Below are 26,891 nucleotides of genomic sequence, written 5' to 3' on the forward strand. Positions count from 1 at the left end.
TCTTAAAGTTTTCCACAATAGAAGTATTTTTCTTATACCCTTTTTTAAGCTCAATGAGCTGATTTCAACCTATATGACTCATATACAAGAAAAAAAGAGGTCGTAACCTCCTAGGCATCATCTAAATTTCCAAATGTGTCTATTTCGTTACAGCCTCTTTTCTTTCCTATCCTTTATGTTTACTTTTACATATTTACTATAAAGTTTGTCGATTTTTAAGGAATTTTAAAATTCATCTTGTATATGTAAAGTATAAGAACAAAAAAGAAGATGATATATATGGCTATAAAAGATGTAACAAAAGTAAGCTATAAGAATGATGTGTTCTTCAAATTCGCCCTATCTTCTCAAGATGAAGATTCCAAAATGATTTGTCACTTTATGATTAAGGAGATTACAGGGATTGACCCAGTAGATAGTATTGTGGTAAATCTTGAAATGAATCCAGAAGCACTTGCAAATAAGAAAATCATATTGGATGTGCACGTGAAAGATGGGGGACGGTTACGTTTTTATGGTATGCAAGTTGAAGGATTACTCACAAATCTAACGAATTGATTTGAGTATTATGGCGCAAAGATTTTAGAGAATCAACTCATTCAAACTAAGTTTAATGTAGATGCATCTTCTTGGCTATCAACCTTAACTATGGCACAACTACAACAAGTATCACAATTACTAATGAATGCTCAAACGTTTGAAGAAATAAGAAATTCAATTTAAAGATTATGAATGATAAGGACAAGATGAAAACTTGTTTTTTTTGTTTTTGTTCAAAAATTCATACATCATTAGAAAAAAATAACAGTAAATTTAAGAAGAGTGTTCATTGTGAATATTTTGTTTCAGATCCTTATATAAAACGACACAATTTTACACAGAATTAACAGAAATGTGCGTGTAACCGGTTTCTGTAAACAGTTTGTTAACGCATCGTTAAGAAGCTTTTACTTGCCTTGTTTTCAAGGAAATAACCGATATAATGATGCTCGAAAGGTATTTACCTGAAGGAGGATCTGCATGTTAAAGTTAGAGCACTTATGCAAATCATATGATGATGTAAAAATATTAAACGATATTTCCTTGGAAATAAATAAAGGAGAAATTGTTTCCATTCTAGGACCAAGCGGTTCAGGGAAAACAACCCTATTAAATTGTATCTTAGGCATTACGGATATTGATAAAGGATCAGTTATTTTTGAAGGAGAAGATTTAACTCATGTCTCTATGAAAGAGAGAGGGTTCAATATTGTTTTCCAAGATTATGCTTTATTTCCAAACTTAAATGCTTATGACAACATTATGTATGGATTGAAAAACAAACCTACTATATCCACACGCCAAGAAGTGAATGATTTGATCGATTTACTTGGATTATCTGCACACCTTGATAAACGTATTGATCAATTATCTGGAGGTCAAAAACAGCGTGTTGCACTTGCTCGAACAATGGTAATGAAACCCAAAATACTATTATTAGATGAACCATTATCTGCACTAGATGGAGTGATTAAGGAAAGCATCAAAGAAAAGATCAAAACCATTGCGAAAGAATATCAATTGACAACTATTATTGTAACGCATGATCCTGAAGAAGCACTTACGTTATCTGATCGCGTGTTGATTATGAAAGAGGGAAGTATTTCTCAATATGCAAAACCTCAGGATATTATCAATCAACCATCCAGCGATTTTGTAAGAGAATTTATTCTTCAACAATTAGAAATTAAACGTCATAATATCTATCAATTATTCGGAGAGCAATATGCTTAAGAAGTCTAGAGAATTAAAAATTATATATGCATTATTGGCATTGTTATTCTGTATCTTTCTATTGATGCCTGTAGCTACATTATTATACAAATCATTTGTAAGCGGAAATGAAATTTCACTTGCGAATTATACAGGCATGTTTCAATCAGGAAAGTTTATGATCGCCTTTAAAAATAGCTTTCTTGTTTCAGGAGTAGCAGCATTCGTTACGTTGTTACTTGCATTCTTATTAGCATATACAATCAATTTTACAAATGCATTCCCTAAGCTCAAAAAAAGCATTAAAGTTATCGCAACCATGCCTATGTTGTTGCCTACTATAACATACGGATTTGCAATTATATATACGTTTGGGAAACAAGGATTATTTACGAAATTGATTCATATACAATTCTTTGATATCTATGGGTTTTGGGGGTTATTAATTGCATATGTAATTTATACTCTTCCGATCGCTTTCTTGTTGTTGAATAATGCGATGCGTTATATTGATAAGAAATTTATAATCGTTTCGAAGATTATGCAAGACAATACTTGGAAACGTTTTATGATGACTACCATCATTCCTTTAATTCCTACACTAGCAGCTGCCTTCATTCAATCCTTCTTCCTATGTTTCACTGACTTTGGAATTCCTGCAGCTGTTGGAGGAGAATTCAATGTTGTTGCGACAACCCTATATAATGAAATGTTAGGTGCGATTCCAAACTTTGCTAATGGTGCTGTAGTTGCGATGATGATGTTATTGCCAAGTATCGCAAGTATTGCCATACTTCATTATTTAGAACGCTTCAATGTACGTTATCATAAAGTTACTGATATTGATTTACCAAAACATAAAATTAGAGATAGAATATGCTCCATTTCATCTTTATTCGTTCTTGGATTCATTGTTTCAATCTTTGCGGTGATTATCATACTTCCATTTATAAGTGAATGGCCATATGATGCAAGCTTTACACTTGATCATTTCGTGGATACGTTAACGTCAAGTAATTTGCTAGGAGTATATAAAAATTCACTACTTGTTGCGTTAGGAAGCGCACTCTTTGGTACTGTTGTTGCTTATTGTAGTGCATTGATTACAATGCGTAGTAAATTATCGAAGTTTGCGAAAACATCCATCGATATTATGAGTAGTATCTCAAATTCCATTCCAGGTATGGTGATTGGTATTGCCTTCCTATTTATCTTTAGTGGAACGTCACTTCAAAACACCTTCTATATTATTATCATTTGTAATGTGATTCATTTCTTCTGTACGCCATATGTAATGGCAAAAAATACGTTGGGAAAAATGAATGCATCATTTGAAACAACTGCAATGTTGATGGGAGATAGTTGGTGGAAGACCATACGAAGAGTGGTTATCCCAAATTCAAAGAGCACTATTTTAGAAATGTTTGCCTACTACTTTACAAACTCTATGGTTACGATTAGTGCACTTATCTTTATCGTTGGGGCAAAAACAGCAGTTCTTACAACGAAGATCAAAGAATTACAGCACTTCGCCAAATTCGATGAAATCTTTGTATTATCTTTATTGATCCTTATTACGAACCTAATTGTAAAAGGACTTGTACAATTGTATGCGCAGAAAAAAGAAGGAAAACAAGTGGAAAAGAAATCCTTCAGTATTAAGAAAATTGTACTTGCGCTAGGAGCAGTAGTTTTATTAGCATTTACCTTTATCTTTGGGACATCCCAAGAGAAAGTTGTAATTTATTCCAATGCGGATGAAGAAGCATTAGTTGCGATACGTCATGCATTAGATGAGAATGGGTTTGCTGATCAATACATCTTGCAGTCCTTTGGGACAAGTGAATTGGGTGGAAAGCTGATGGCTGAAGGTTCTAATATAGAAGCAGACTTAATCTCTATGAGTACCTATTATGTAGATAGTGCACAAGAGAAACAAAACATGTTTGAAAAACTTACCTTCCGTACAGATACCATACGTACCTATTCTGATTATGATACACCACTTACCGCCTTGGAAGGAGCTCTCATTGTAAATACACAATTCCTTGAGGAAAAGAGTTTAAGTATACCAACCTCTATAAAGGAATTAACCGATGATAAATATAAAGGCTATATATCCATCCCAGATATTAAGGCAAGTTCAACGGGATGGTTATTGGTACAAGCAATCCTAAATACATATGGACAAGATGAAGGTAACATCATTTTAACGAAACTGCTAGATAATGTTGGACCTCATTTAGAATCCAGTGGTTCCGGTCCAATCAAGAAAGTTCGATCAGGAGAAGTTGGGATTGCATTTGGATTAAGACATCAAGCAATCGCAGATAGTAAAAAAGGATTACCAATTCAAGTTGTAGATCCAACTGAAGGAAATTATACCTTAACGGAATCTCTAGCCGTTGTTAAGAAAGAAAATAGCGCAACCGCAATGGCAATCGCAAGATGCATCATGGAAAATGCACGATCTGAATTGTTAGAAACTTATCCGACGACCCTCTATGAAGGAGAAGAAGTCGATCGTGATGTAGCTTCTACAAAACCAAGAATTTATAAATACCCTTTAACAGTAGACTTACTAAAAGAACACCAGACATTCTTTGAGGAATGCCAGAAATAGGAGAAGAAAATGAATACATACAAATTATTAACACCAGGACCACTTACGACAAGCGATACCGTAAAACAAGAAATGTTATTTGATCATTGTACATGGGATGATGATTACAAACAAATAACACAAAGAATTCGTAAAGATTTATTAACGATTGCACATGTGGATGAACGTACATATACAAGTGTTTTGATGCAAGGCTCAGGAACTTTTGGAGTAGAGAGTGTAATCTCTAGCATCCTTCCAAAAGATGGTACGTTATTGTTGTTAAGCAATGGGGCTTATGGAGAGCGTATTGCAAAAATGTGTACTTACCATAACATCAAATGCGTTCATATTGAACAGGCATACAATCTGATTCCAGATGCACAAAAAGCAGAAGAAGCATTAAAAGAACATAGTGAAATTACACATGTAGCTATGATTCACTCCGAGACTACGAGTGGCATTTTAAATGATATTCATACGATTGGAGAACTATGTGCGAAGTATCAAAAAACATTCATTGTAGATGCAATGTCAAGCTTTGGTGGTGTGGACATTGACTTATGTGAGGATCATATTGATTTCTTAGTAAGTTCTGCAAATAAATGTATTCAAGGAGTACCAGGCTTCTCCTTCATTATCGCAAATCGTGAAAAACTAATCGCATCAAAGGGAAATGCTCGTTCTTTATCTCTAGATTTATATGATCAGTGGGTTGGTATGGAGAAAGATGGAAAATGGCGTTATACATCCCCAACACATGTTGTTTTAGCCTTTGCGAAAGCGATGGAAGAATTAGAAGAAGAGGGTGGAGTAGCCGCAAGAAGTAAGCGTTATTACAACAACATGAAAACCTTGATTGACGAATTTGAAAAGTTGGGATTTAAACCCTATGTAGAAAAAGCTTATCAAGGGCCAATTATCACCACATTCTTATATCCAAAAGGACAAAACTTTAATTTTCAATCTATGTACGATTATATCAAAGAGAGAGGGTATGCCATTTATCCAGGGAAGTTAACGGATGCGGATACCTTTCGAATTGGAACTATTGGTGAAATCTATGAAGAAGATATTCACACATTAACAAGTATTATGAAAGACTATATGAAGGGAGATAACAAGTAATGAAAATTAAGGCGGTTATATTTGATTGGGCAGGGACTACAGTAGATTATGGTTGTTTTGCGCCAGTAAGAACATTTATAGAAGTGTTTAAGGAATATGGAATTGATGTAACAATGGATGAAACACGAAAACCTATGGGGATGTTAAAGTGGGATCATATCAAGACAATGTTGGCGATGCCTAATATCAAAGCACAATGGGAAAAGAAATATGGAAGAGCAAGTCAGGATTCTGATATTGATGGAATGCATAATAAATTCACTGCCAATTTATTGAAAATATTAGACCAATATTGTGAGTTGAAACCATATGCAAGGGAAGCGGTAGAAACTTTACGTGCAACTGGTATTCGCATTGGTTCTACTACAGGATATACAGACGAGATGATGAATATTGTACTTCCGAAAGCAAAAGATAATGGTTATTCACCAGATTATTGGATTACTCCAAACAGTGTAAATAATTGCGGTCGTCCATATCCATATATGATTTTCCGTAACCTAGAAGCAATGCAAATAAAAGATGTACGCAGTGTTTTAAAGGTTGGAGATACAATTTCAGATATTGAAGAAGCAAAAGCTGCTGGTGTATTAGCTGTAGGTATTCTAGAAGGTAGCTCATTGATGGGATTGAGTGAAGAAGAATATAAAAACTTGAACGTTGAAGAACAAGAAGCGTTGATTAAGAAACTAACAAGAGAATATCGAGAAGCAGGAGCAGATTTTATCCTTTATAATTTAAAAGAACTTCCAGCATTGGTTCAATCCATTGCATAAGCATCCAAAGTGGGTGCTTTTTTTTGAATTAAAATAATAAAACAATAAAATAAAAGAACACAAATAAACAAAAAACAACATAATAATGTTTACAATGTTTCGATAATGTGCTAATATGTTCATATACAAAAGAAAAGGAGGTCTAAAAATGACTATATTTATTGGTTCAGATGCGAAAAGTAAAAGTTTAAAAGATGATGTTGTAAAGCATTTAAACTCTCTCAATTATGATGTGGTGGACGTGAGTGAAGATGGAGAAAAGGACTTTTATGATGCTAGCATTAAAGTGGTAAATGAAGTATTAAAGAATGTAGATCGAAATAAAGGAATTATTATTGATGAATTTGGTGCAGGATCATTTATGGTGGCAGATAAATTTAAATATATAATTTGTGCAGAGCTAAACGACGAGCATTCAGCAAAAATGACAAGAGATCACAATAATTCTAACATCATTACCATGGGCAGTGGAATCGTTGGGAGTAGAGTTGCAAAACGCATAGTTGAACGATTTGCAAATGCAGATTATGCTGGTGGACGTCATCAAATAAGAGTAGATATGCTAAACAAAATGTGTTAAGGAGGTACTTATGAAAGTAGCAATTGGATGTGATCATATCGTCACTGAAACAAAAAATGATATAAAGAAATATCTTGAAAACAAAGGGTTTGAGGTACTAGATTGTGGTACTTATGATCATGAACGCACACACTATCCAATTTATGGAAAAAAAGTTGCTGAAGCTGTAGTTTCTGGCGTTTGTGAACAAGGAGTTGTTTTATGTGGTACTGGAGTAGGTATTACCAATGCTGTAAATAAAATAAAGGGAGCACGTTGTGCGTTAGTTGGAGATGTTATTACAGCAAGATATGCAAAGGAAGAACTTAACGCGAATGTTATTGGTGTTGGTGGTCGAGTATCTGGTATTGGCTTAATTCAAGACATTCTTGATGCATTTTTTGAAAGTAAATATCAACCAAACCCTGAAAATGAGAGATTGATAAAGAAAATTGACTCTTTAATTGAATCAACTGATTATATTCAGGATGACCATTATTTTGATGAATTTATTGAGAAATGGGAAAAGGGAGAGTATCACGATTAAATGATCGAAGTATGATATTAACAATATAAATGTTAGAAACAAACAATTTATTAGAAGTAAATAGACGTTTATTGTTGTTAAATGTTCGAAAATGTGGTATTATGCTCATAAGACATAGTGTAAGCGCTTTTATGAATAGAAGCAGTATACTACTGTTATTGATATACATGAAATTAAGAAAAAGGAGGAATTTGTATGACAAGAGAAGAAGGCGCTATGGTAGGATTTGAAATTGTTGCTTATGCAGGAGATGCGAGATCAAAGTTGGTGCAAGCTTTAACAGAAGCAGAGCGCGGTAATTTTGAACTTGCTAAACAATTGGTAGAAGAATCCAAAGAATGTTTGACTATGGCACATCAAGCGCAAACGGATATGTTGCATGCGGAGGCAAGTGGTGAGGCAGTTGATGTTGGATTCATTATGGTGCATGGACAAGATCATTTGATGACAACAATGCTTTTGCGCGATGTAGTACATAGCTTTATAACATTATTCGAAAGAACAAGCAAATAAAAAAAGTCAGATAATGATTTCTTGATGTGTGGCGCACAAACAAAAAAATATCTGACACTATAATATTACTTCAAAATCACTGTTTAAACAAGCTACAGTGAAACAAATATGATGTTTATATTTTTTATATAAGCTATTTTAAGTGTATCCGTTTATATGAATATATAAGCTCATAATTTAGAAAGGAAAACAAAGTATGAACTTTATTATAAATAAAATTGAAGCAATGAAACCAGCTTTTGAAAAAATATCAAATAATCCTTATCTAAGGGCTATACGCGATGGATTTATTAGTTTAATCCCAGTTATTCTATTTTCTAGTATCTTTTTATTAATTGCTTATGTACCGAATGCATTTGGAATATATTTAAATCCTGGATTAGAGACTATGTTAATGAAAGCTTACAATTACTCTATGGGGATACTCGCATTGTTGATGAGTGCAACGATTGCGAAAAGTTTGACTGATAACTTTAATACAAAGTTACCAAGTACAAGAAAAATCAATGTTACAAGTACTATGGTTGTATCGATCATTGGTTTCTTGTTACTTTCATCAGATTCTATTGATGGAGGATTTTCTAGCTCATTCTTAGGATCTAAAGGGTTATTGACTGCGTTTGTATCTGCTTTTGTTACACCTGTTATTTATCGCTTCTTCGTGAGTCGTGATATTAAAATTCGCATGCCTAAAGAAGTGCCTAATAATATAGCTCAGACATTTGCTGATATTTTCCCTCTTGCTGTATCCATTGCTATTTTCTGGATTTTTGATTATGTATTCCGTTTAGGGCTTAATGTAGGATTTGCAGAATGGGTAATAGAAGTATTCAAGCCTTTATTTTCAGCAGCAGATGGATATGTAGGATTATCATTAATATTTGGTGCAATGGCCTTCTTCTGGTTTGTTGGAATTCATGGTCCTTCTATTGTAGAACCAGCAGTAGCTGCTATTTACATCACAAATGTAGAAACTAACTTTATGGCAACACAAGCGGGTGAACATGCTTCTAATGCACTTGCTCAAGGAACGCAATATTTTATCGCTACATTAGGAGGAACTGGTGCAACACTTGTAATAACAATGATGTTTGCATTCTTAGCAAAATCAAAGCAGCTAAAAGCCATTGGAAAAGCAAGTTCGATTCCAGTTATCTTTGGGGTAAACGAGCCTGTATTATTTGGTGCACCATTAGTATTAAACCCAGTATTCTTTATACCATTCATTGTAGCTCCGATTGCAAATGTATGTATCTTTAAAGTATTCATCGATATATTAGGTATGAATGGATTTATTTATAATCTACCATGGACAACTCCAGGACCAATCGGTGTGGTTATAGGGACAGGTTTCCCAGTACTGTCATTTGTATTAGTTGGCGTACTTTGCGTAATAGATTTTGTGATTTATTATCCATTCTTTAAGGTGTATGATAAACAATTAGTAGAAGAGGAAAAACTGAAGACGACAGAAGAAACTACAATTGTTGAAATGAAAGAAGAATCTAAAGAGGATAGCAAAGACAATATTATTATAGAAGGAACAAAAAACATATTAGTATTATGTGCAAATGGCGCTACTTCTGGAATGTTAGCAAATGCTATTGAAAAGGGTGCAAAACTAAAAGGATTGGATGTAAACTCTATTGCAATGGCCTATGGTCAACACAAAGCGAGTATTCAAGATTTTGATGTTATTATTTTGGCTCCACAAATGGGGTCTATGATTGAAGAATTAACAAATGATTGCTCAGGAACTAATTGCAAAGCGGCTACAACAAGTGGAAAAGAATATGTTGGATTGACAAGAGATCCAGAAAAAGCATTATGTTTTGCCTTGAGTATCATAGAAGGCAAGGTGTAAGCAATGGTAAAAAAATTTCCTAAAGGTTTTATCTTTGGTGCTGATACTGCAGCGTATCAGGCTGAAGGTGCAACTCAAAGAGATGGTAGAGGTCCTTGCTATTGGGATGAGTATTTACCACAACAAGGTGTGTTTTCCCCAGATCCTGCAAGTGGTTTCTATGATAAATATAAAGAAGATTTGAAAACATGCAAAGAATTTGGTGTGAATGGAATTCGTATTTCAATCGCATGGACTAGAATCATTCCTGATGGAGATGGAGAAATAAATCCAAAAGGGATTGCATATTATAATAGCCTAATTGATGAATGTATCAAAAATGGGGTAGAACCTTTTGTTACTCTTCATCATTTCGATACACCTCTTTCTCTTTTTCATAAAGGAGATTGGCTTAGCTATGATATGATCAATGCTTTTGTACGATTTGCGAAAGTTTGTTTCGAAAACTTTGGCGATCGTGTTAAGAAATGGGTAACAATTAATGAACCTTGGTCGTTAGCGGCAGGTCAATATTTGGTTGGGCATTTTCCTCCAAATATTCATTACGATTTAGGAAAAGCTGCGCAAGCTATGCACAATATGCTTTATGCACATGCGCGTGTAGTGAATTTATACAAAGGCATGAATTTGCCTGGAGAAATTGGAATCATCCATATCTTAGAGCCTAAAATCGCTATTAGCAATACAAAAGAAAATGAAAAAGCAGCTCTATATGAACACACATTTTGCAATCGATTTATGTTAGATGCAACGATTTATGGAGAATATCGTGAAGATACATTACGTATCGTAAAGGAAGTTCTCGCATGTAACCATGGAGAGATTACGATACGAGAAGAGGATTTGATAGAAATAAAAGAGGCAAGTCAAAATATAGACTTTCTTGGAGTAAATTATTATCAAAGTCATTTTATGGAAGCATATAGTGGGGAAAGTTGCATACGTCATAATGGAACTGGAGAAAAGGGAAGTAGCTTTTATGCTATCAAAGGTACTGGAAAACGTGTCATAAATCCAGCTGTTCCAACAACGGATTGGGATTGGTTAATCTATCCTGAAGGTTTATGTGCAATGTTGATGGAAATTCATGATGACTATCATTTTCAAAAGCCAATTTATATCACAGAAAATGGTGTAGGTGAAAAAGATAAATTGATTGATAATACAGTGAATGATGATTCTAGAATTGATTATATCTATCAGCACTTGGATGCTATTCTTCAAGCAGTTGATAATGGTGTTGATGTACGTGGCTATTTTCTGTGGTCTTTGATGGATGTATTTTCATGGACAAATGGTTATAACAAGCGCTATGGTCTGTTCTATGTTGATTTTGAAACACAAGAGAGATATGCAAAGAAAAGTGCATATTGGTATAGAATGATTGCAGAATCAAAAATTCTAAGTAAATAAAATAGAAGACTCCTTATTTGCAATATGTAATAAGGAGTTTTTTCTAAAAAGGGTAATTGTATAAAATGAATTTAAGAAAAAAACATTATGCTAATATAATAACACATAATGTTTTTCTTTTTTTATCTAAAAAGTTCTTCTTGGTGTGTGGCAAATATATACTCATCAATCGTATTTTTAATACGATCTTTAATCAATTCTTCTGGGTCGTTTTTTATGTAACCTTCACGTACTCTTGTATACTGGATAGGCATAAACTGTGATAAAACAGCTAGTGAAATTCCATATGAACGAAGATTATGTATCATCTTCTCTAAAGCTTTTTCTACATTTATATCTGGCATGTAATATCTGCATCGATCAGAAAAACTGAACTTTCTTTTAAACCATAATTCTGCATCATTACCATGATAATGCTTAATCCAATTTTTCGGTTGTTCGAGCATTGCTTCTTCTAAAACTGTGATAAACTTTGATTGCTCTTCTTCTTTTCCGTGGAGAATCATTTCTTCCATATAAGCTAATGAAAATAAAGCTTCACGCATTGCGTATGTTAATCCAGGACCTACTTTTAAGATACCAACTCCATCTTCCACTAGTTCTTTTAACTTGTACTTTGTTTGATAATCGGTTGAGTGACCTTCAAATACTAAGTCTGGATATTCTTTAATGGAATTCATCAATGCAGTTGCTTTCGTACGATCATATTCAACACAACCCGCATCTTTTTCTTCTACACCAGGCTGTACTACAACGGCGATAACATCTTTCCATAAAGAAGAAATTCCTTCTTGTTGAAAGGCATCTTTGAATGCTTCAACAGTTGTTTTGAAATCTTCTACACGAGTAACCTGCATGCCAGCATTAGGATCCTGTGCACCACCAGGAATTGGAACTTCACTGCCGACAATATATACTGGTTGGATAGCATTTGGATTAGATTTTAATAATTTTTGATAGGCTTCTTCACATACATGTGCTAATTTTGCACCTCTTTTTGCGATTACTTCATCACTTAAACGAACATTTGGATCATCATCTGCAACCTTCATTGAGGTATCAATATGAATTTTAATGAAACCTGCTTCTACATAACATCGAACCAATTCACAGGACATTTCCATTGCTTCCTTTTCTGGAAGTGATGCAAAAGTAAGAGGTCCTAAATGATCTCCGCCTAGAAAAATACGATCCTCATCCATACCAGCCTTTTTTGCAATATCCAAAACGAATGCTTTGAAATCAAGTGGCGTCATACCAGTGTAACCGCCATTTTGATCTACTTGATTTGCAGTTGCTTCAATTAGTACGCAAGAGTCATCACGCTTTGCACACTCCATAGCTGCTTGTATAACGTACGCATTCGCGCTACATGCAGAATAAATGCCAATTGGAATACCTGCCTTCTGTTTTTCTATAATTCTTTTTAATGGGTTTATTGTTGTCATAATAACCTCCTTTTCTACTATCATAATACAACAAAAACAAACAAAAATAAAGACAAATAACTAATTAATGTTCTATATTTGTTGAAAATTTCGTAAAATTTGTTTAAAAAGCAACATAAAAGATAAAAATATAACATTTTTATATGTATGTTTGATGAAAAATGTTGTATACTTTACATAAACAAATATAAGGAGGAAGTTATGAGTTTAGATCAGATGAAAATATTAAATCCTACTATCGAATTTTTTGATGTGCATAGTGAGGAATTCTTTCCCTACGGTAAGGTGTTATCAATGGACAGCAAAGAACTAGTCCAGTATGTGGATACACAATATCCAATATCTAAAGAAGGGACAACTTACATACCGGATATAGAACAGCTACACCACTTCATAGTTTTTGATGAAATTCAAAAAGAGATCTTTGGGTGTATGCCAATACAATGTGGCATAGTTCAAGGTATGAATGACAAATTGACAGGAATTGAATATCATCAAGGAAGTGAAGTAAATATTGCAATCAATGATTGTGTTTTGGTGTTAGGGAGTACTAAAGATCTTAATAGAAACCATTATGATGTTAGCAAAGCCAAAGTATTTTACTTACATAGAGGCGATGTAATTGAACTGTTTTCAACAACATTACATTATACACCTTTGCAGACTACATCAAAGGGCTTTTCTACACTAGTTTATTTATTAGAAGGAACCAATACTGAGATCGATTCTAAACCAATGGATGTGTTAACGAAAAAGAATAAATGGTATATTTGTCATCCTAGTCAAAGTTCTAAAATAGAACAAGGTTGTGTTGCAGGATTGGATGGGGATTTGTTAATCTTAAAATATAAATAAAGTAATATAAAGAAAATTGTTTATATTGGAAAATAAACAATAGTAAATACGTTCAAAAATGTTCATTTGTGTTTGCGTTTTGTTGACCTCTTTGCTAAAATATAAGCAATAAGGAAAGTGGGTGTAATCATGCTCAAAGGTAATAGAAAAGCAATTATACTGAAGATGCTAGACTCTAAAGAATTTGTAAAAGTGACAGATCTTCAAAAACAACTAGATGTAACTGAGATGACAATACGTAGAGATTTAAAAGATATGGAAGAAGAAGGTTTACTTGTAAGGGTGCATGGTGGAGCAATGCGTAACGGGGAACAAATTGTTTACACAGAGTTAGAGCATGGAGATCGAAAACATACAAATGAAGATAAAAAGCGCGAAATCGCAAAGAAATGTTCTGATATTATACAGGATGATGATATTTTGTTTATAAGTGCATCTACTACAAACGAATATATTTATGAATACATTCAAGCAAAAAATGTTCGTATTATTACAAACTGTTTATATATTTATTTCCAATTTCGTAAAGATACAAGATTTGATACAATTTTAGTTGGTGGTAAATTTGATGATAAAATTGAATCATTCTTGGGCGCAATTGCAATAGAAGTTATAAGTAAAATAAATTTTACAAAAGCATTTGTCGGTACGAATGGTATTTGTAACAATAATCTTTCTGCATCTAATGAAGAAGAAGGGTGGTTACACCGCCAAGTTTTAGATAATGCTAAGGAAAAGTTCATTGTTTGTGATTCTACTAAATTCCAGACTGATTCTTATTACAACTTTTACACTTGTGATAAGCTTACTGCTGTTATTAGTAACGATAGTTTAAATTCTGATTATAGCGAAATTGAAAGATACACAAAAGTGATTTAGAACAATATTGGATATATTTGATATATGAGAATACTCTGCTCAGTTTTACGAAGTTTTGAAATAGAAGGTACTATAAATGACCTTCTTTTTTTTCATCTGATTCGCAAAAGTATAATCTAATTATTATGAGTAAGACACATGTCATTGACAAAAAAAGCAGTTTATCATATAGTTAGAATACTAACAGTTAGATAGCTAACTATTGAGGAGGAGACTTATGGAATTGCCATTTCATATGATGATGTTTAAAACATATCATGCCCAGCGAAATAAAATAAGACAAGATATGAGTACTTATGGATTATCTCCAGGACAGCCTAAAGTACTGCGTTATTTACATTCTCATGAGGATTGTATGTTAAAAGACATTGCTTATAATTGCGATGTAGAACCAGCAACTGTTTCAAAAATATTGAACAATTTAGAAGAAAACGGAATGCTTACAAGGGAGATTGTGAAAGATAATAAAAGAGCTCTATCTTTAAGAATCACGAAGAAGGGTGAAAAAGCTCTAGATTTATGGAGTAAGCACTGTGATGAGGTAGAAGAAAAATCATTAGAGGGATTTAGCACAGAAGAAAAAGAACAGTTCAAGCTGTTTCTTTCGAGGATGTATCAAAATTTAACAGATCGAACATTTGAATAGGGAGGTGTAAATATGTTAAAAAGAATGTTTCCTTTTATGAAGAAGTATAATCGCTATTTAATTATTAGTTGTATTTGCGTGATTACAGAAACGATTTTTGAATTAATCATCCCTTTAATTATGGCAGATATTATTGATGTTGGTGTAGCCAATGGGGATAAGGAGTACATTCTAGTAAAGGGTTCACAGATGATAATTTGTTCATTGATTGCGCTTGTATTAGGAATTCTATATGCTCGTTATGCCGCAACTGCAGGACAAGGATTTGGCGCAGAGCTTAGAAAGGCAGAATTTGAAAAAGTACAAAGTTTTTCTTTTTCAAATACGGATCACTTTTCTACTTCGTCTTTGATTACACGATTAACGAGTGATGTAACAATCTTGCAAACTGCCATTAGTAATGGTATTCGTCCCTTTGTACGAAGTCCAGTTATGTTGTTGACTGCATTGGTATTAACCTTTTCTATCAATGCGAAACTTGCAATTATCTTTGTGGTTGCGATTCCCATTTTAACCATAGGACTATTTATCATTGTTCATAAAGTAGGCCCGTTGTATCGTATGATGCAAGGTTCGATAGATAAAGTAAATACCATTGTACAAGAGAATTTGAATGCGATACGTGTGGTGAAGTCCTATGTTAAAGGGACCTATGAAAAAGAAAAGTTTGAGAACGTAAATGATGATTTACGTTTTTCAAGTGAGAAAGCATTTCGTACTTCCGTTTGGAATATGCCTTTGTTTCAAATCGTAATGTATGGAACCATCATATGTATTCTTTACTTTGGTGGGAATATGATCTTTGCGGGTACCATGCAAGTTGGAGAATTAACAGGATTTTTAAGTTATGTTTTACAAATTTTAAATTCTTTAATGATGTTATCTGGTGTGTTCTTAATGTTAACAAGATCACTTGCGAGTTGTGAAAGAATCGTGGAAGTACTAGATGAATCACTTGATATTATAGATACCAAAGAATCCAACAAAGTAATCACACAGGGATCTATTTCTTTTGAGCATGTATACTTTAAATACAAAGAAGATGCACAAGAGTATGTGTTAAGTGATATCTCTTTACGTATGCCAAAAGGCTCTACAACAGGGATATTAGGAGGAACAGGATCTGCGAAAACAACGCTTGTGCAATTAATTCCGCGTTTGTATGATGTGTTTGATGGTCGTGTGTGCATCGATGGTATCGATGTTAAAGAGTTTTCAATTTCGCATCTACGAGACGCAGTGGGTATGGTTTTACAAAAAAACACATTGTTTTCTGGTACGATTATGGAAAATCTATTATGGGGCAATGAACATGCGAGTGAAGAAGATATTGCTTGGGCATGTCGTGTTGCATGTGTAGATGAATTTGTGAAGGATTTTCCTGAAGGATATGATACGGATTTAGGTCAAGGGGGAGTAAATGTATCAGGCGGACAAAAACAGCGCTTATGTATTGCGAGAGCATTATTAAAACATCCAAAAGTATTCATATTAGATGATTCTACAAGCGCAGTTGATAGTGCTACAGAAGCACAAATCAAAGAAGGCTTGGCTTCTTTAAAAGATACAACCAAACTGATCATTGCCCAACGTGTAAGTAGTGTTATGCACGCTGATCAAATCGTTATATTAGAAGATGGGAAAATCCATGCAATTGGAACACATGAACAACTCCTTGAAACAGATCCTATTTATCAGGATATCTACACATCTCAACAGGAAGGGGTTGGTTTATAATGGCAAAACAGATTTCGAATAAAAAGCCTAAACATATGAAAAAAACAATGTTTAACTTCCTGCATTATATGGGAAGACATAAGTTCTCCTTGTTATTGGTCGCAATTCTTGTGGTGATTAGTGCCGCAGCGAATTTGTATGGAACCTATTTGGTAAGTCCTATTATTGATCAATATATCCTGCCTAAGAATTATCAAGGATTTACGAAAGCCATTTTGTTTATGGCAGGGATGTATGCCAGTGGGGCATTGTGTACAGCTTTCTATAAACAGATGATGACACACACCTCTTCAAAAATTGTAAAGGAAATACGTGCAGATTTATTTTCTAAGATGCAAAAACTTCCTTTGAAATTCTTTGATACCAATGCACATGGAGATATCATGAGTCGTTTTACAAATGATTTAGATACCATTCAAGATGCGATGAACAATTGTTTCGATAATTTGATTCAAAGCTTCACTATGATTGTGGGAACCTTAATCGCAATCTTTATCTTAAATTGGCGTTTATCTCTTTTGGTTGTATTCTTTATGATTGTGATGTATTATCTAATTCAATATTTTAGTAAGAAGAGTAAATATTATTTTACACATCAACAACGTGCTATGGGTGTGCTTAATGGGTTTATTGAAGAAATGGTAGATGGGGTAAAGGTGGTAAAAGTCTTCAATCATGAACAGGCAAATTTTAAAGAGTTTGAGACAAGAAATGAAGCTTTACGTATAGCTTCTACGCAAGCCTTGACCTATTCTGGTAGAACGATTCCCACGGTAGTTTCTTTATCCTATTTCAATTATGCGATTGTTGCCTGTGTTGGAGGCTTCTTCGCAATCCATGGACAAATTGAACTTGGTGCCTTAGCTTCCTATTTAATCTATGTACGACAAACAGCTTTACCAATCAATCAATTCACTCAACAATTGAACTTTATTCTAGCCGCTATGGCTGGGGCAGAGCGTATCTTTGCGATGATGGATGAACAAGAAGAAGTGGATGATGGAAAAGTTACACTAACGCGTGTGCGTATGTTAGAGGATGGAAGTTGTCATGAGTGTGACGAATATACAGGACATTGGGCATGGAGACATCCTAGAAGTAATGGAAAAATAGAACTTGTACCTTTACAAGGAGATGTTCGCTTTCATGATGTAGTTTTTGGATATGAACCAGGTGTTACCATTCTAAAAGGAATTCAATTATATGCGAAACCTGGACAAAAAATAGCATTTGTAGGAAGTACAGGTGCTGGAAAAACAACCATTACCAACCTCATCAATCGTTTCTATGACATTGAAAGTGGTAGTATCACATACGATGGAATCGATGTAAAACTCATACGTAAAGATGATTTAAGACGTTCTATTTCCATCGTTTTACAAGATACCCATTTGTTTACTGGAACGATTGCGGACAATATTCGTTATGGGAATTTGCATGCGAGTATGGATGATGTAATAGAAGCCGCCAAACTTGCGAATGCACATTCCTTTATCAAACGTTTACCAAAAGGGTATGATACGATGTTGTCTGGAGATGGTGCAAACCTTAGTCAAGGACAACGCCAATTACTAGCCATAGCACGAGCTGCGATAGCAAATCCTCCTGTTCTTATTTTGGATGAAGCAACCAGTTCCATCGATACACGTACAGAGAAGTTAATTGAAAAAGGAATGGATCGATTGATGGAACATCGTACAGTGTTTGTAATTGCGCATCGTTTATCAACGGTACGAAATTCTGATGCGATTATGGTATTGGATCATGGTGAAATCATAGAGAGAGGAAGTCATGACGAATTGCTAGAACAAAAGGGTACGTACTATAAGTTATATACTGGACAGTTTGAATTATCATAAAAAATCAAACCTATAAACGAAGAAAAAGCTTGGATGAAAATTCAAGCTTTTTGAATGTGCATATTTTATACATGTATCTTAATTGCTATATTATGCTAGTTAATTGAGTTGAAATGCAACTTAGCATAAGGCCTATTGTAAGGGATTTTCATCTTTTCTATAATCAAGGTGTAAAAGGGAGGTTTATATTATGTATGCAATCGAAGTAAACGATATGAAGAAAAGTTATCAGGATGTACATGCGGTAAATGGAATTAGTTTTCATGTAGAACAAGGAGAACTCTTTGGATTTTTAGGAATCAATGGGGCAGGGAAATCTACCACCATTAATATGTTATGTACATTATTTCCTCCAACCAGTGGAAGTGCAAGGGTTTGTGGATATGAATTAGGAAAAGAGGATGATGCCATTCGAAAACAAATAGGCATTGTATATCAACGAGATTGTTTAGATGAATTGTTGAGTGTAAAAGATAACCTATTAATTCGTGGTTCTATGTATATTAACAATAAGAAAAAATTACAAGAACAATTACTACACGTCACTAAAATATTAGATTTAAAAGATCTTTTAAATCGTCCATTTGGGAAATTATCTGGTGGACAAAAACGACGTTGTGAAATAGCGAGAGCACTCATGCATGCGCCTAAAATTTTGTTTTTAGATGAACCAACAACGGGATTAGATCCTGCAACTAGGAAAGTTGTATGGGATTGTATCGATACGTTAAGAAGAGAAAGTGACATGAGCGTTTTCCTGACAACACATTATATGGAAGAGGCCGCCAAAGCAAATCATATTGCGGTGATTGATCAAGGTGTATTAAAAGAATTTGGAACACCCTTTGAATTAAAGAACAAGTACGCAAAAGATCAATTGATCGCATACCCGCTAGAAGAAGAGAAATTAAAAGAATACTTGAATGAACACAAACATAGTTATGCAAGATGTGATCATGTATTCACAATTCCAATGAAAGATACAAAAAGTGCGATTCCTTTATTGAAAGATATAGAATCATTTTTGGAAGGATTTGAAATGATACAAGGAAACATGGATGATGTGTTCTTAAACATTACTGGAAGAGCACTAGAGAAGGGGGTGTAGATATGTCATTATTGTATTTAGTAAAACGAAATATGTTGTTGTACTTTAAAGATAAAGCCTCCTTATTCTTTTCTTTATTATCTGTGTTAATGGTGCTTTTGTTGATGGTTGTATTTTTAGGAGATATGAATTCAGATTCCCTATTAGAAGCGTTAGAGAAGATAAAGGGTGTCGCAACTACAACAGCAGATGAACAAAATGCGGAGTATGTTGTGTTGATGTGGACAATTGCTGGTATGTTAGCGGTGAATAGTTTTACTGTTCCATTATCGATCATAGGAATATATGTACAAGATAGACAATACCATAAGCTAGAAAGCTTTTATTGTGCACCTATTTCTAGAATGAAACTATTATGTGGATATTTAATTGCGGCAATCATCAATGGCATGATTATGTGTACGATTACTTGTTTATTATCTTTTCTGTATGTATCTATGCAAGGGCATCCTTTCTTAGATGCGTTGGGTTGGGTACAAGTATATGGAATGTTGTTGGTCAGTGTAAGTGCATCTAGTGCATTGGTGTTAGTTGTATCCCAATTTGTAATTACGAGTAATGCTTGGGGTTCTTTTGGGACCATTGCAGGTACTTTGATTGGTTTTCTTGGTGGTATTTATTTACCGATGACAATGTTACCAAACGTTGTACAAAACATTTTGCGTAGTTTGCCGTTTCTACACCAAGCCAGTATGTTACGAAGTGTGTTTACACAACAAAGTGTTGAAAGAATATTTGAAGGTTTACCTAGTGATGTGATGAGTGTATATAAAGAAAACATGGGAATCAGTGTGCAAGTATTCGATCAAACAATACCACCATTGATGCAGGTTCTATTGCTTGTTGGTTGTGGTATAATTGCATTAAGCATCGCAGTTTATGTATTAAAGAAAAGAGCATCGTTCGATCGATAGGAAGGAGGTAGCTGTGAAGATTATCATTGAAGATAAAAAAGATCCAAAAGATGAAGATTGTATTATCATTCGTTGTGATACGATGGATGAATCGATACTAAGTTTGATTCAACGTCTCAAAGTACAAGAAGAGAAATTCACCGCTATGCAAGGTACTTCTATTCAACGAATTGATCCAAAGGATGTTTTCTATTTTGAATCTGTAGATAACAAAACATTCCTTTATACACAAACGCAAGTATATGAAATAAAACAGCGCCTTTATGAGATAGAAGAGAATTATAAAGGAGGAGATTACTTGCGTGCCTCCAAATCGATTATTATCAATCTTACAAAGATTCATCATTTATCCCCAGTCATTGGAAGTCGTTTAGAGGCAGTGCTTATGAACAATGAAAAAATTATTATATCTCGACAATATGTTGCGCAACTAAAAGCGTTGTTAGGGTTGTGAAGGGAGGAATATGAAAATGAGAAAATTAAAAGACTTACTGTTTACATTTTCCTGTGTGACGACAGGTTCTCTGATTATGGCAGCCATTTTCATCTCCATTTTTTATGAGGAAAATGATGTAAATGCAAGTATTTTATGGCAGATACTATTCACAAGTGCAGTTTGTTGTTTAGGGAATTTCTTATATCCGCAAAGAAAATTAACAAAAAAACAACTCTATTTCTCCCATGTAGTTCATTATTTGTATGTGGTGTGTGTAGTGATCGGTTCTGGATTATATTTTGATTGGTTTCAGTGGACACAACTTCATATGGTATTTGCGATGTTGGTATCCATCACGATTGTATTCGTAACAATTATGTACATTGTGTATGAACAATCCAAAAGAGAAACAATGAAAATAAACGAGCGACTCCAAGAGTACAACAAGACTCATCATGTACCGTAGACCATTTTATATGGTCTTTTTCGTATATGGATATATTTGGTATTAAAAACTAGATTGACTAATTATGCGAATTATAATATACTGTAAGCATAATCATAATATTTCATTTGAAAATATAGTTGGAGGTTTATTATGAATACACAAAAAATCGCTATCCTTGTAGATTCCTGTTGTGATGTACCAAAAGATTATGCGCAACAATATGGAATGTACGTGATCCCTTTAAAAGTTATCTATCAAAACGCTGAATATTTGGATGGAGTTGACATTACTGCTGAAGAAGTATATCGTGGTTTATCAAAGGAAGTGCCTAAGACATCCCTTCCTTCAGGACAAGATATTCAAGAAATCTTTGATCAAATCAAGGCAGATGGATACGAGAAAATAATTGCAGTAACCATTTCTAGTGGATTGAGTGGAACTAATAATATGGTGCACTTAATTGCGGATGATAATACGGATTTAGATACTTTTATTTTAGATACTAAGAATATCTCCATCGGCGCAGGGTTTCATGCAATTCAAGCGGCACGTTATATAGAAGAAGGATTATCTTTTGAAGATATCCAAGTGAAATTAGAAGCAGGTGTTAAAAAATGTAAAGTGTTCTTCGTTGTGGAAACACTAGAATATTTACAAAAGGGTGGTCGTATTGGTTTAGTTGCCTCTCTATTTGGAAATGCATTGAATTTAAAACCGATTATCTCTTGTAATGAAGATGGTATTTATTATACGGTATCAAAAGTACGTGGTCGTAAACAATCAATTTCAAAGACAAAAGACTTGGCGTTAGAGTTTGCTGGAAATCATAAGAAATATAATGTTTCTATTGTAAATGGAGATGCACAAGATATCTCTGATGAAATAAAGGCAAGTATCTTACCAAAATTACCAAATCTTGATGTTTATGTAGAAAAGCAATGTTCTCCAGCTTTGGGTGTTCACACCGGACCCGGAACAATTGGTATTTGTGTACAAGTGTTAGAAGATTAAGAAACTGCAGAATTTGCAGTTTTTTTCTTGACTTAGAGTGAACTCCAAGGATTATAGTAAGAATATAGTAGAAGGATGGTAAATACATATGAACAAAGAAGTTGTAGTCTTAACAGGGGCGGGTTCTATTGGAGTCGCAATTATACGAAGGATTGGAGTAGGTAAATCGATTGTGATTGCGGATGTATCTTTGCGCCAAGCACAGGAGGTTGTACAAAACTTATCCAATGCAGGATATGAAGCATATGTGCATCAAGTCGATATTTCATCAAGAATATCAATACAAAAACTCATTGCTTATGCGAAAACATTAGGACATATCAAGTATTTTGTAAATGGTGCAGGGGTTTCTCCATCACAAGCATCGATAGAAACAATTTTGAAAGTAGACTTATATGGAACAGCAATATTGTTAGAAGAGTTTGGTAAGGTTATAAGCTATGGTGGAGCAGGACTTATAATTTCTTCACAGTCAGGACATCGTTTGCCCGCACTTCAAGAACGTGAGAATGCTTTATTAGCGCTTACTCCAAGTGAGGAATTGATGAGTTTAGATATGTTACAAAAGGATAAGATAAGAGATACATTACATGCGTATCAACTTGCGAAACGAGCAAATGTGTTACGTGTACAAAAAGAGGCGTTGCTATGGGGTGAAAGAGGAGCTAGAATCAATTCTATTAGTCCAGGTATTATCATAACTCCACTTGCGAATGATGAACTTCACGGAGAAAGAGGAGAATTCTATAGGAACATGTTAAACGCATGTCCTGCGAAAAGAGCTGGAACACCAGATGAAGTAGCGGGTGTAGCGGATCTTTTGATGGGAGTTCATGGAAGTTTTATTACAGGTAGTGATATTTTAATGGATGGGGGAGCCACTGCGAATTTCCTTTATGGAAAGGATTGATTATAGAAAATTGCATAAGAAAAGCATATGGGTTTTGCCATATGCTTTCATTGCTTATTCATCAATTTCGATATCTAAGAATTCCGCAATACTCTTTACGTCTTTATCTCCACGACCTGAAACAGTGACACAAAGAATACTGTCTTTTGGCATTGTTGGAGCTAATTTCATAACATAGGCTAAAGCGTGTGAGCTTTCAATCGCTGGAATAATACCCTCTGTTTTTGTTAGATATAAGAAAGCATCAACGGCTTCTTTATCTGTAATGGAAACATATTCAGCTCTCTTTATTTCATCAAGATAAGCATGTTCAGGACCTACACCTGGATAATCTAATCCAGCTGAAATGGAATATACAGGAAGTACTTCACCTTTTTCATCTTGTAAGAAAATGGTTTTCATTCCATGTAAGACACCTGTTTTTCCTTTTGCGAGTGTTGCGGCATGATCTGGAGTATCAAGTCCTTTACCAGCAGCTTCACAGCCTATCAGTTTTACGTCTTTATCATCAATGAAATCATAGAATGAACCAATGGCATTACTTCCTCCACCGATACATGCGACAACTACATCGGGTAATCTTCCTTCTTTTTCTAAACACTGTGCCTTCATTTCTTCTGAAATGATTTTTTGAAAATCACGTACAATTGTTGGGTATGGGTGAGGACCAACAGCAGAACCTAATAAATAGAACGTATCCTCACAGTTTTCTACCCATGCGTTTAACGCTTCATCGACCGCATCTTTCAAAGTTCTTGTACCTGTGGTAACCGCATGTACCTTAGCACCTAGTAATTCCATCTTAAATACATTCAAGGATTGACGGCGTGTATCTTCTTCTCCCATATAAATATCACATTCCATATCAAATAGGGCTGCGGCAGTAGCGGTTGCGACACCATGTTGACCGGCTCCTGTTTCTGCGATTAACTTCTTTTTCCCCATATATTTTGCGAGCAAAGCTTGCCCTAATACATTGTTGATTTTATGTGCACCTGTATGGTTTAAATCTTCACGCTTCATATAGATTTTAGCGCCACCAAGATCCTTTGTCATTTTCTCTGCGTAATATAGTAAAGAAGGGCGATTTGCATATTCACGATAATAGTAAGATAAGTCCTCTTGAAATTTTGGATCATCTTTTAATCGATCATAAGCCTCTTCTAGTTCATTTAATACCTTTATCAATTTCTCTGGAGCGTATTGTCCTCCAAATTCTCCAAACATACCTTTGTTCATATATTTATCTTCCTTTTCTTGCCACTTGGCAGTATTTATACGTTGTAAATATAAGAACTCTGCCATCGTTTTGCGTGTATTATCATAACGCACCATCCTCTCTTTTCAGGATGCATAAGAGTGAGTATAAAAAAATCCCTCGTCGCTATTTTCATAGGACGAAGGATGTCTTCGTTATGCCACCTATTGTGTGAAAGTCACTCTTATACAAACACCATCATGTCTGTTTCCTTCGATAACGCGGGAATAGCGTCATAAGCTACTAAACGTATTGTTCACCTATGCTTCTATCAGGCCCATTCACATATGACGTTCGTGTTGAATTTCCACCTTCATCAACTCTCTATCTCGTTCATACACATATTACTCTTCCTGAATCAAACGAATTTGTTGTCTTGATTATAAAACGGAAGAAACCTAATGTCAATAAGAAAACGAAAATTATTTCAATTAACTTACATCCCTTTTCATTTATTTACATAAAAATGTTGACAATTTTCATACAATCTATTATACTGAAACTATTCAACAGCAATGAAAAGAAATAGTACACAGTTGTACCATCATAGAGAGTTCTTGGTTGGTGTAAAAGAACATGGGATATTGTGGAACACGTCTTGGAGCTGCAGATGCGAACAAAGAGTAGTGTCTGCCGGTACAGCCGTTATACGATGAACAAGTACATGGTACTTGATGAGGTCAATATCGTGAGGTATTGATAAATTGAGGTGGAACCACGCAAGTCATAAGACTTTCGTCCTCTAGTGAATGCTAGTAGGAGGAAAGTCTTTTCTTTTCATGAAGGAAAGCAAAAAGAGGAGGAATTGATATGAGGAAATTAGTTGTTACAGGATTGGCATTGTTGATGGCAATAGGAATGAGTGCATGTGGAAGTTCAGATAGTGTAGAAACTATGAGCAAAGATACATTGATTGTGGGAATTGATGATACTTTTGCGCCAATGGGTTTTAAAAAAGATGGAAAACTTGTTGGTTTCGATGTAGAAATGGCACAAGCAGTCGCAAAAAAATTGGATAAGAAAGTGGAATTCCAAAACATCGATTGGGATCTAAAGGAAACAGAATTAGATGCTGGCAATATTGATTTGATTTGGAATGGATATTCCGTAACGGAAGCTCGTAAAGAACAGGTATTATTCTCAGATGCATATATGGAGAATCGCCAGATGATCATCACTACAGATAAAACAGGAATTAAATCAAAGGCAGATTTAAAAGGTAAAACAGTTTCCGTACAAAAGAATTCAAGTGCATATGATGCAGTTATGAAAGAAGAAGCTTTCGTAAAAGAATTAAAAGATGGAAAACTTGTACAGTTTGATACCAATAACGATTGTTTCATGGATTTAGAATCTGGAAGAAGTGACGCAATTGTTGTGGATGAAACATTAGCACGTTATTATGTTAAACAACAAGATAACGGAATTAACTATGTATACCTAGATGAAAACTTTGGTACAGAAGAATATGCTGTAGGTATGCGTAAAGCAGATAAGGATTTATGCGAGGCAATTAACAAAGCGATGAAAGAATTGAAAGACGATGGAACATACGATAAAGTAAAAGCAGAATGGTTTAAATAATATACATGAGCATGTTTATGGATTTATTACCCTCCTTTATGGAGGGTTTAAAGATTACATTGTTTTTCTGGGTAGTGACACTAGTAGGGTCTTTCCTATTTGCACTACCTATGGTTTATATTCGTTTATCTAAAAATCGCTTACTTTCTTCAATCGTTCGTTTTTATATTTATATTATGAGAGGAACACCACTCTTATTACAGTTGATGTTTGTCTATTTTGGATTGCCATTTCTTGGGATTAAAATGGATCGTATGGAGGCTGCACTTGTGGCATTCCTATTCAACTATACCGCATATTTTACAGAGATATTGCGTGGAGGAATACAGTCCATTGATGGTGGACAAGTGGAAGCTGCCAAAACCCTTGGCTTTTCTTCTCGTTATACCTTCTTACACATTTTAATGCCACAAGCATTAAAGAATTGTATTCCTTCTTTCATCAATGAAAGTTTGACTTTATTAAAGGATACTTGCCTTGTTTCAATTCTTGGAATCGATGAATTGTTACGTTATGCAAAAATAGCTGCAGGTACTTATGCGACTGTCATGCCATTTGTATATGTAGGTATTATTTATTTACTATTGAACATTCCAATCGCAAGAGGATTGAATGTAATTGAAAAACGCTTGAATTACTACTAG

The 26,891-nt window shown here is 34.4% G+C and carries 25 protein-coding genes and 1 other annotated feature; of the genes, 23 read left to right on the top strand and 2 right to left on the bottom strand.

Annotated elements, in window-relative coordinates; all coding sequences use genetic code 11:
• Positions 1-279 precede the first annotated feature (279 nt).
• The 10 genes from ACWG42_RS11830 to lacG all read left to right on the top strand — a co-directional run bounded on the left by ACWG42_RS11830 (position 280) and on the right by lacG (position 11,154).
• Positions 280-558 carry a hypothetical protein gene (locus ACWG42_RS11830; protein ID WP_455792587.1) on the top strand — a complete coding sequence of 93 codons (279 nt, stop codon included), beginning with the start codon at positions 280-282 and terminating at the stop codon, positions 556-558.
• Between the two features lie 462 nt (positions 559-1,020).
• A complete protein-coding gene (locus ACWG42_RS11835) occupies positions 1,021-1,773 on the top strand; it encodes an ABC transporter ATP-binding protein (protein ID WP_455792588.1) in 753 nt (250 codons plus the stop codon).
• Positions 1,766-4,375, top strand: a complete 2,610-nt coding sequence (locus ACWG42_RS11840) for an extracellular solute-binding protein (protein WP_455792590.1) — start codon at positions 1,766-1,768, stop codon at positions 4,373-4,375. The genes ACWG42_RS11835 and ACWG42_RS11840 overlap by 8 nt, the downstream gene beginning before the upstream one ends.
• A gap of 9 nt (positions 4,376-4,384) precedes the next feature.
• Positions 4,385-5,482 carry a 2-aminoethylphosphonate--pyruvate transaminase gene (locus ACWG42_RS11845; protein ID WP_455792591.1) on the top strand — a complete coding sequence of 366 codons (1,098 nt, stop codon included), beginning with the start codon at positions 4,385-4,387 and terminating at the stop codon, positions 5,480-5,482.
• Positions 5,482-6,258, top strand: a complete 777-nt coding sequence (phnX, locus tag ACWG42_RS11850) for a phosphonoacetaldehyde hydrolase (protein ID WP_455792593.1) — start codon at positions 5,482-5,484, stop codon at positions 6,256-6,258. Before ACWG42_RS11845 ends, phnX begins: the two co-directional genes overlap by 1 nt.
• A gap of 148 nt (positions 6,259-6,406) precedes the next feature.
• Positions 6,407-6,838, top strand: coding sequence for a galactose-6-phosphate isomerase subunit LacA (gene lacA / locus ACWG42_RS11855; protein ID WP_455792595.1), 432 nt, complete (start codon positions 6,407-6,409; stop codon positions 6,836-6,838).
• Between the two features lie 10 nt (positions 6,839-6,848).
• The gene (gene lacB, locus ACWG42_RS11860) at positions 6,849-7,364 is read left to right on the top strand and encodes a galactose-6-phosphate isomerase subunit LacB (RefSeq protein WP_455792597.1); all 516 of its coding nucleotides are present in this window, start codon (positions 6,849-6,851) and stop codon (positions 7,362-7,364) included.
• A 195-nt stretch (positions 7,365-7,559) separates the two neighbouring features.
• Positions 7,560-7,877: a PTS lactose/cellobiose transporter subunit IIA gene (locus tag ACWG42_RS11865; RefSeq protein ID WP_455792599.1), complete on the top strand. Its 318-nt coding sequence runs from the start codon at positions 7,560-7,562 to the stop codon at positions 7,875-7,877.
• Between the two features lie 196 nt (positions 7,878-8,073).
• On the top strand, positions 8,074-9,741 hold the full coding sequence (locus ACWG42_RS11870) for a PTS transporter subunit EIIC (RefSeq protein ID WP_455792600.1): 1,668 nt from the start codon (positions 8,074-8,076) through the stop codon (positions 9,739-9,741).
• Positions 9,742-9,744: 3 nt separating this feature from the next.
• Positions 9,745-11,154, top strand: a complete 1,410-nt coding sequence (lacG, locus tag ACWG42_RS11875) for a 6-phospho-beta-galactosidase (protein WP_455792602.1) — start codon at positions 9,745-9,747, stop codon at positions 11,152-11,154.
• A gap of 122 nt (positions 11,155-11,276) precedes the next feature.
• Here lacG and ACWG42_RS11880 read toward each other — a convergent pair whose 3' ends face one another.
• Positions 11,277-12,602: a class II D-tagatose-bisphosphate aldolase, non-catalytic subunit gene (locus ACWG42_RS11880; RefSeq protein WP_455792603.1), complete on the bottom strand. Its 1,326-nt coding sequence runs from the start codon at positions 12,600-12,602 to the stop codon at positions 11,277-11,279.
• Positions 12,603-12,803: 201 nt separating this feature from the next.
• Here ACWG42_RS11880 and ACWG42_RS11885 point away from each other — a divergent pair, with 201 nt between their 5' ends.
• From ACWG42_RS11885 to ACWG42_RS11935, 11 genes are all read left to right on the top strand, one after another.
• Positions 12,804-13,457: a DUF4867 family protein gene (locus tag ACWG42_RS11885; RefSeq protein ID WP_455792604.1), complete on the top strand. Its 654-nt coding sequence runs from the start codon at positions 12,804-12,806 to the stop codon at positions 13,455-13,457.
• Positions 13,458-13,586: 129 nt separating this feature from the next.
• Positions 13,587-14,336: a DeoR/GlpR family DNA-binding transcription regulator gene (locus ACWG42_RS11890; protein ID WP_455792605.1), complete on the top strand. Its 750-nt coding sequence runs from the start codon at positions 13,587-13,589 to the stop codon at positions 14,334-14,336.
• Between the two features lie 217 nt (positions 14,337-14,553).
• Positions 14,554-14,982: a MarR family winged helix-turn-helix transcriptional regulator gene (locus ACWG42_RS11895; RefSeq protein WP_455792607.1), complete on the top strand. Its 429-nt coding sequence runs from the start codon at positions 14,554-14,556 to the stop codon at positions 14,980-14,982.
• Positions 14,983-14,994: 12 nt separating this feature from the next.
• Entirely contained in the window at positions 14,995-16,719 is a 1,725-nt protein-coding gene (locus ACWG42_RS11900; RefSeq protein ID WP_455792608.1) for an ABC transporter ATP-binding protein, read from the top strand.
• Positions 16,719-18,578 (top strand): ABC transporter ATP-binding protein, encoded by a 1,860-nt coding sequence (locus ACWG42_RS11905; protein WP_455792610.1) that lies wholly within the window; start codon positions 16,719-16,721, stop codon positions 18,576-18,578. The genes ACWG42_RS11900 and ACWG42_RS11905 overlap by 1 nt, the downstream gene beginning before the upstream one ends.
• 190 nt (positions 18,579-18,768) lie before the next feature.
• Positions 18,769-19,686, top strand: a complete 918-nt coding sequence (locus ACWG42_RS11910; RefSeq protein ID WP_455792612.1) for an ATP-binding cassette domain-containing protein — start codon at positions 18,769-18,771, stop codon at positions 19,684-19,686.
• A 2-nt stretch (positions 19,687-19,688) separates the two neighbouring features.
• Positions 19,689-20,600 carry an ABC transporter permease gene (locus ACWG42_RS11915; RefSeq protein WP_455792614.1) on the top strand — a complete coding sequence of 304 codons (912 nt, stop codon included), beginning with the start codon at positions 19,689-19,691 and terminating at the stop codon, positions 20,598-20,600.
• Positions 20,601-20,613: 13 nt separating this feature from the next.
• Positions 20,614-21,054 carry a LytTR family DNA-binding domain-containing protein gene (locus tag ACWG42_RS11920; RefSeq protein ID WP_455792616.1) on the top strand — a complete coding sequence of 147 codons (441 nt, stop codon included), beginning with the start codon at positions 20,614-20,616 and terminating at the stop codon, positions 21,052-21,054.
• Between the two features lie 16 nt (positions 21,055-21,070).
• Complete coding sequence (locus ACWG42_RS11925; protein WP_455792618.1) at positions 21,071-21,502, top strand: DUF3021 family protein; 432 nt, start codon at positions 21,071-21,073, stop codon at positions 21,500-21,502.
• A gap of 132 nt (positions 21,503-21,634) precedes the next feature.
• Entirely contained in the window at positions 21,635-22,495 is an 861-nt protein-coding gene (locus ACWG42_RS11930) for a DegV family protein (RefSeq protein WP_455792619.1), read from the top strand.
• Positions 22,496-22,583: 88 nt separating this feature from the next.
• Positions 22,584-23,405 (top strand): SDR family oxidoreductase, encoded by an 822-nt coding sequence (locus tag ACWG42_RS11935; protein ID WP_455792621.1) that lies wholly within the window; start codon positions 22,584-22,586, stop codon positions 23,403-23,405.
• 54 nt (positions 23,406-23,459) lie between these two features.
• Here the strand turns inward: ACWG42_RS11935 and trpB are convergent, their stop codons facing one another.
• Positions 23,460-24,740: a tryptophan synthase subunit beta gene (trpB, locus tag ACWG42_RS11940; RefSeq protein ID WP_455792623.1), complete on the bottom strand. Its 1,281-nt coding sequence runs from the start codon at positions 24,738-24,740 to the stop codon at positions 23,460-23,462.
• Between the two features lie 429 nt (positions 24,741-25,169).
• Positions 25,170-25,409, top strand: a binding site (T-box leader).
• A gap of 64 nt (positions 25,410-25,473) precedes the next feature.
• Here trpB and ACWG42_RS11945 point away from each other — a divergent pair.
• On the top strand, positions 25,474-26,247 hold the full coding sequence (locus tag ACWG42_RS11945) for an amino acid ABC transporter substrate-binding protein (RefSeq protein WP_455792625.1): 774 nt from the start codon (positions 25,474-25,476) through the stop codon (positions 26,245-26,247).
• A gap of 38 nt (positions 26,248-26,285) precedes the next feature.
• A complete protein-coding gene (locus ACWG42_RS11950) occupies positions 26,286-26,891 on the top strand; it encodes an amino acid ABC transporter permease (protein ID WP_455792627.1) in 606 nt (201 codons plus the stop codon).

This window comes from Amedibacillus sp. YH-ame10 (assembly GCF_053848885.1).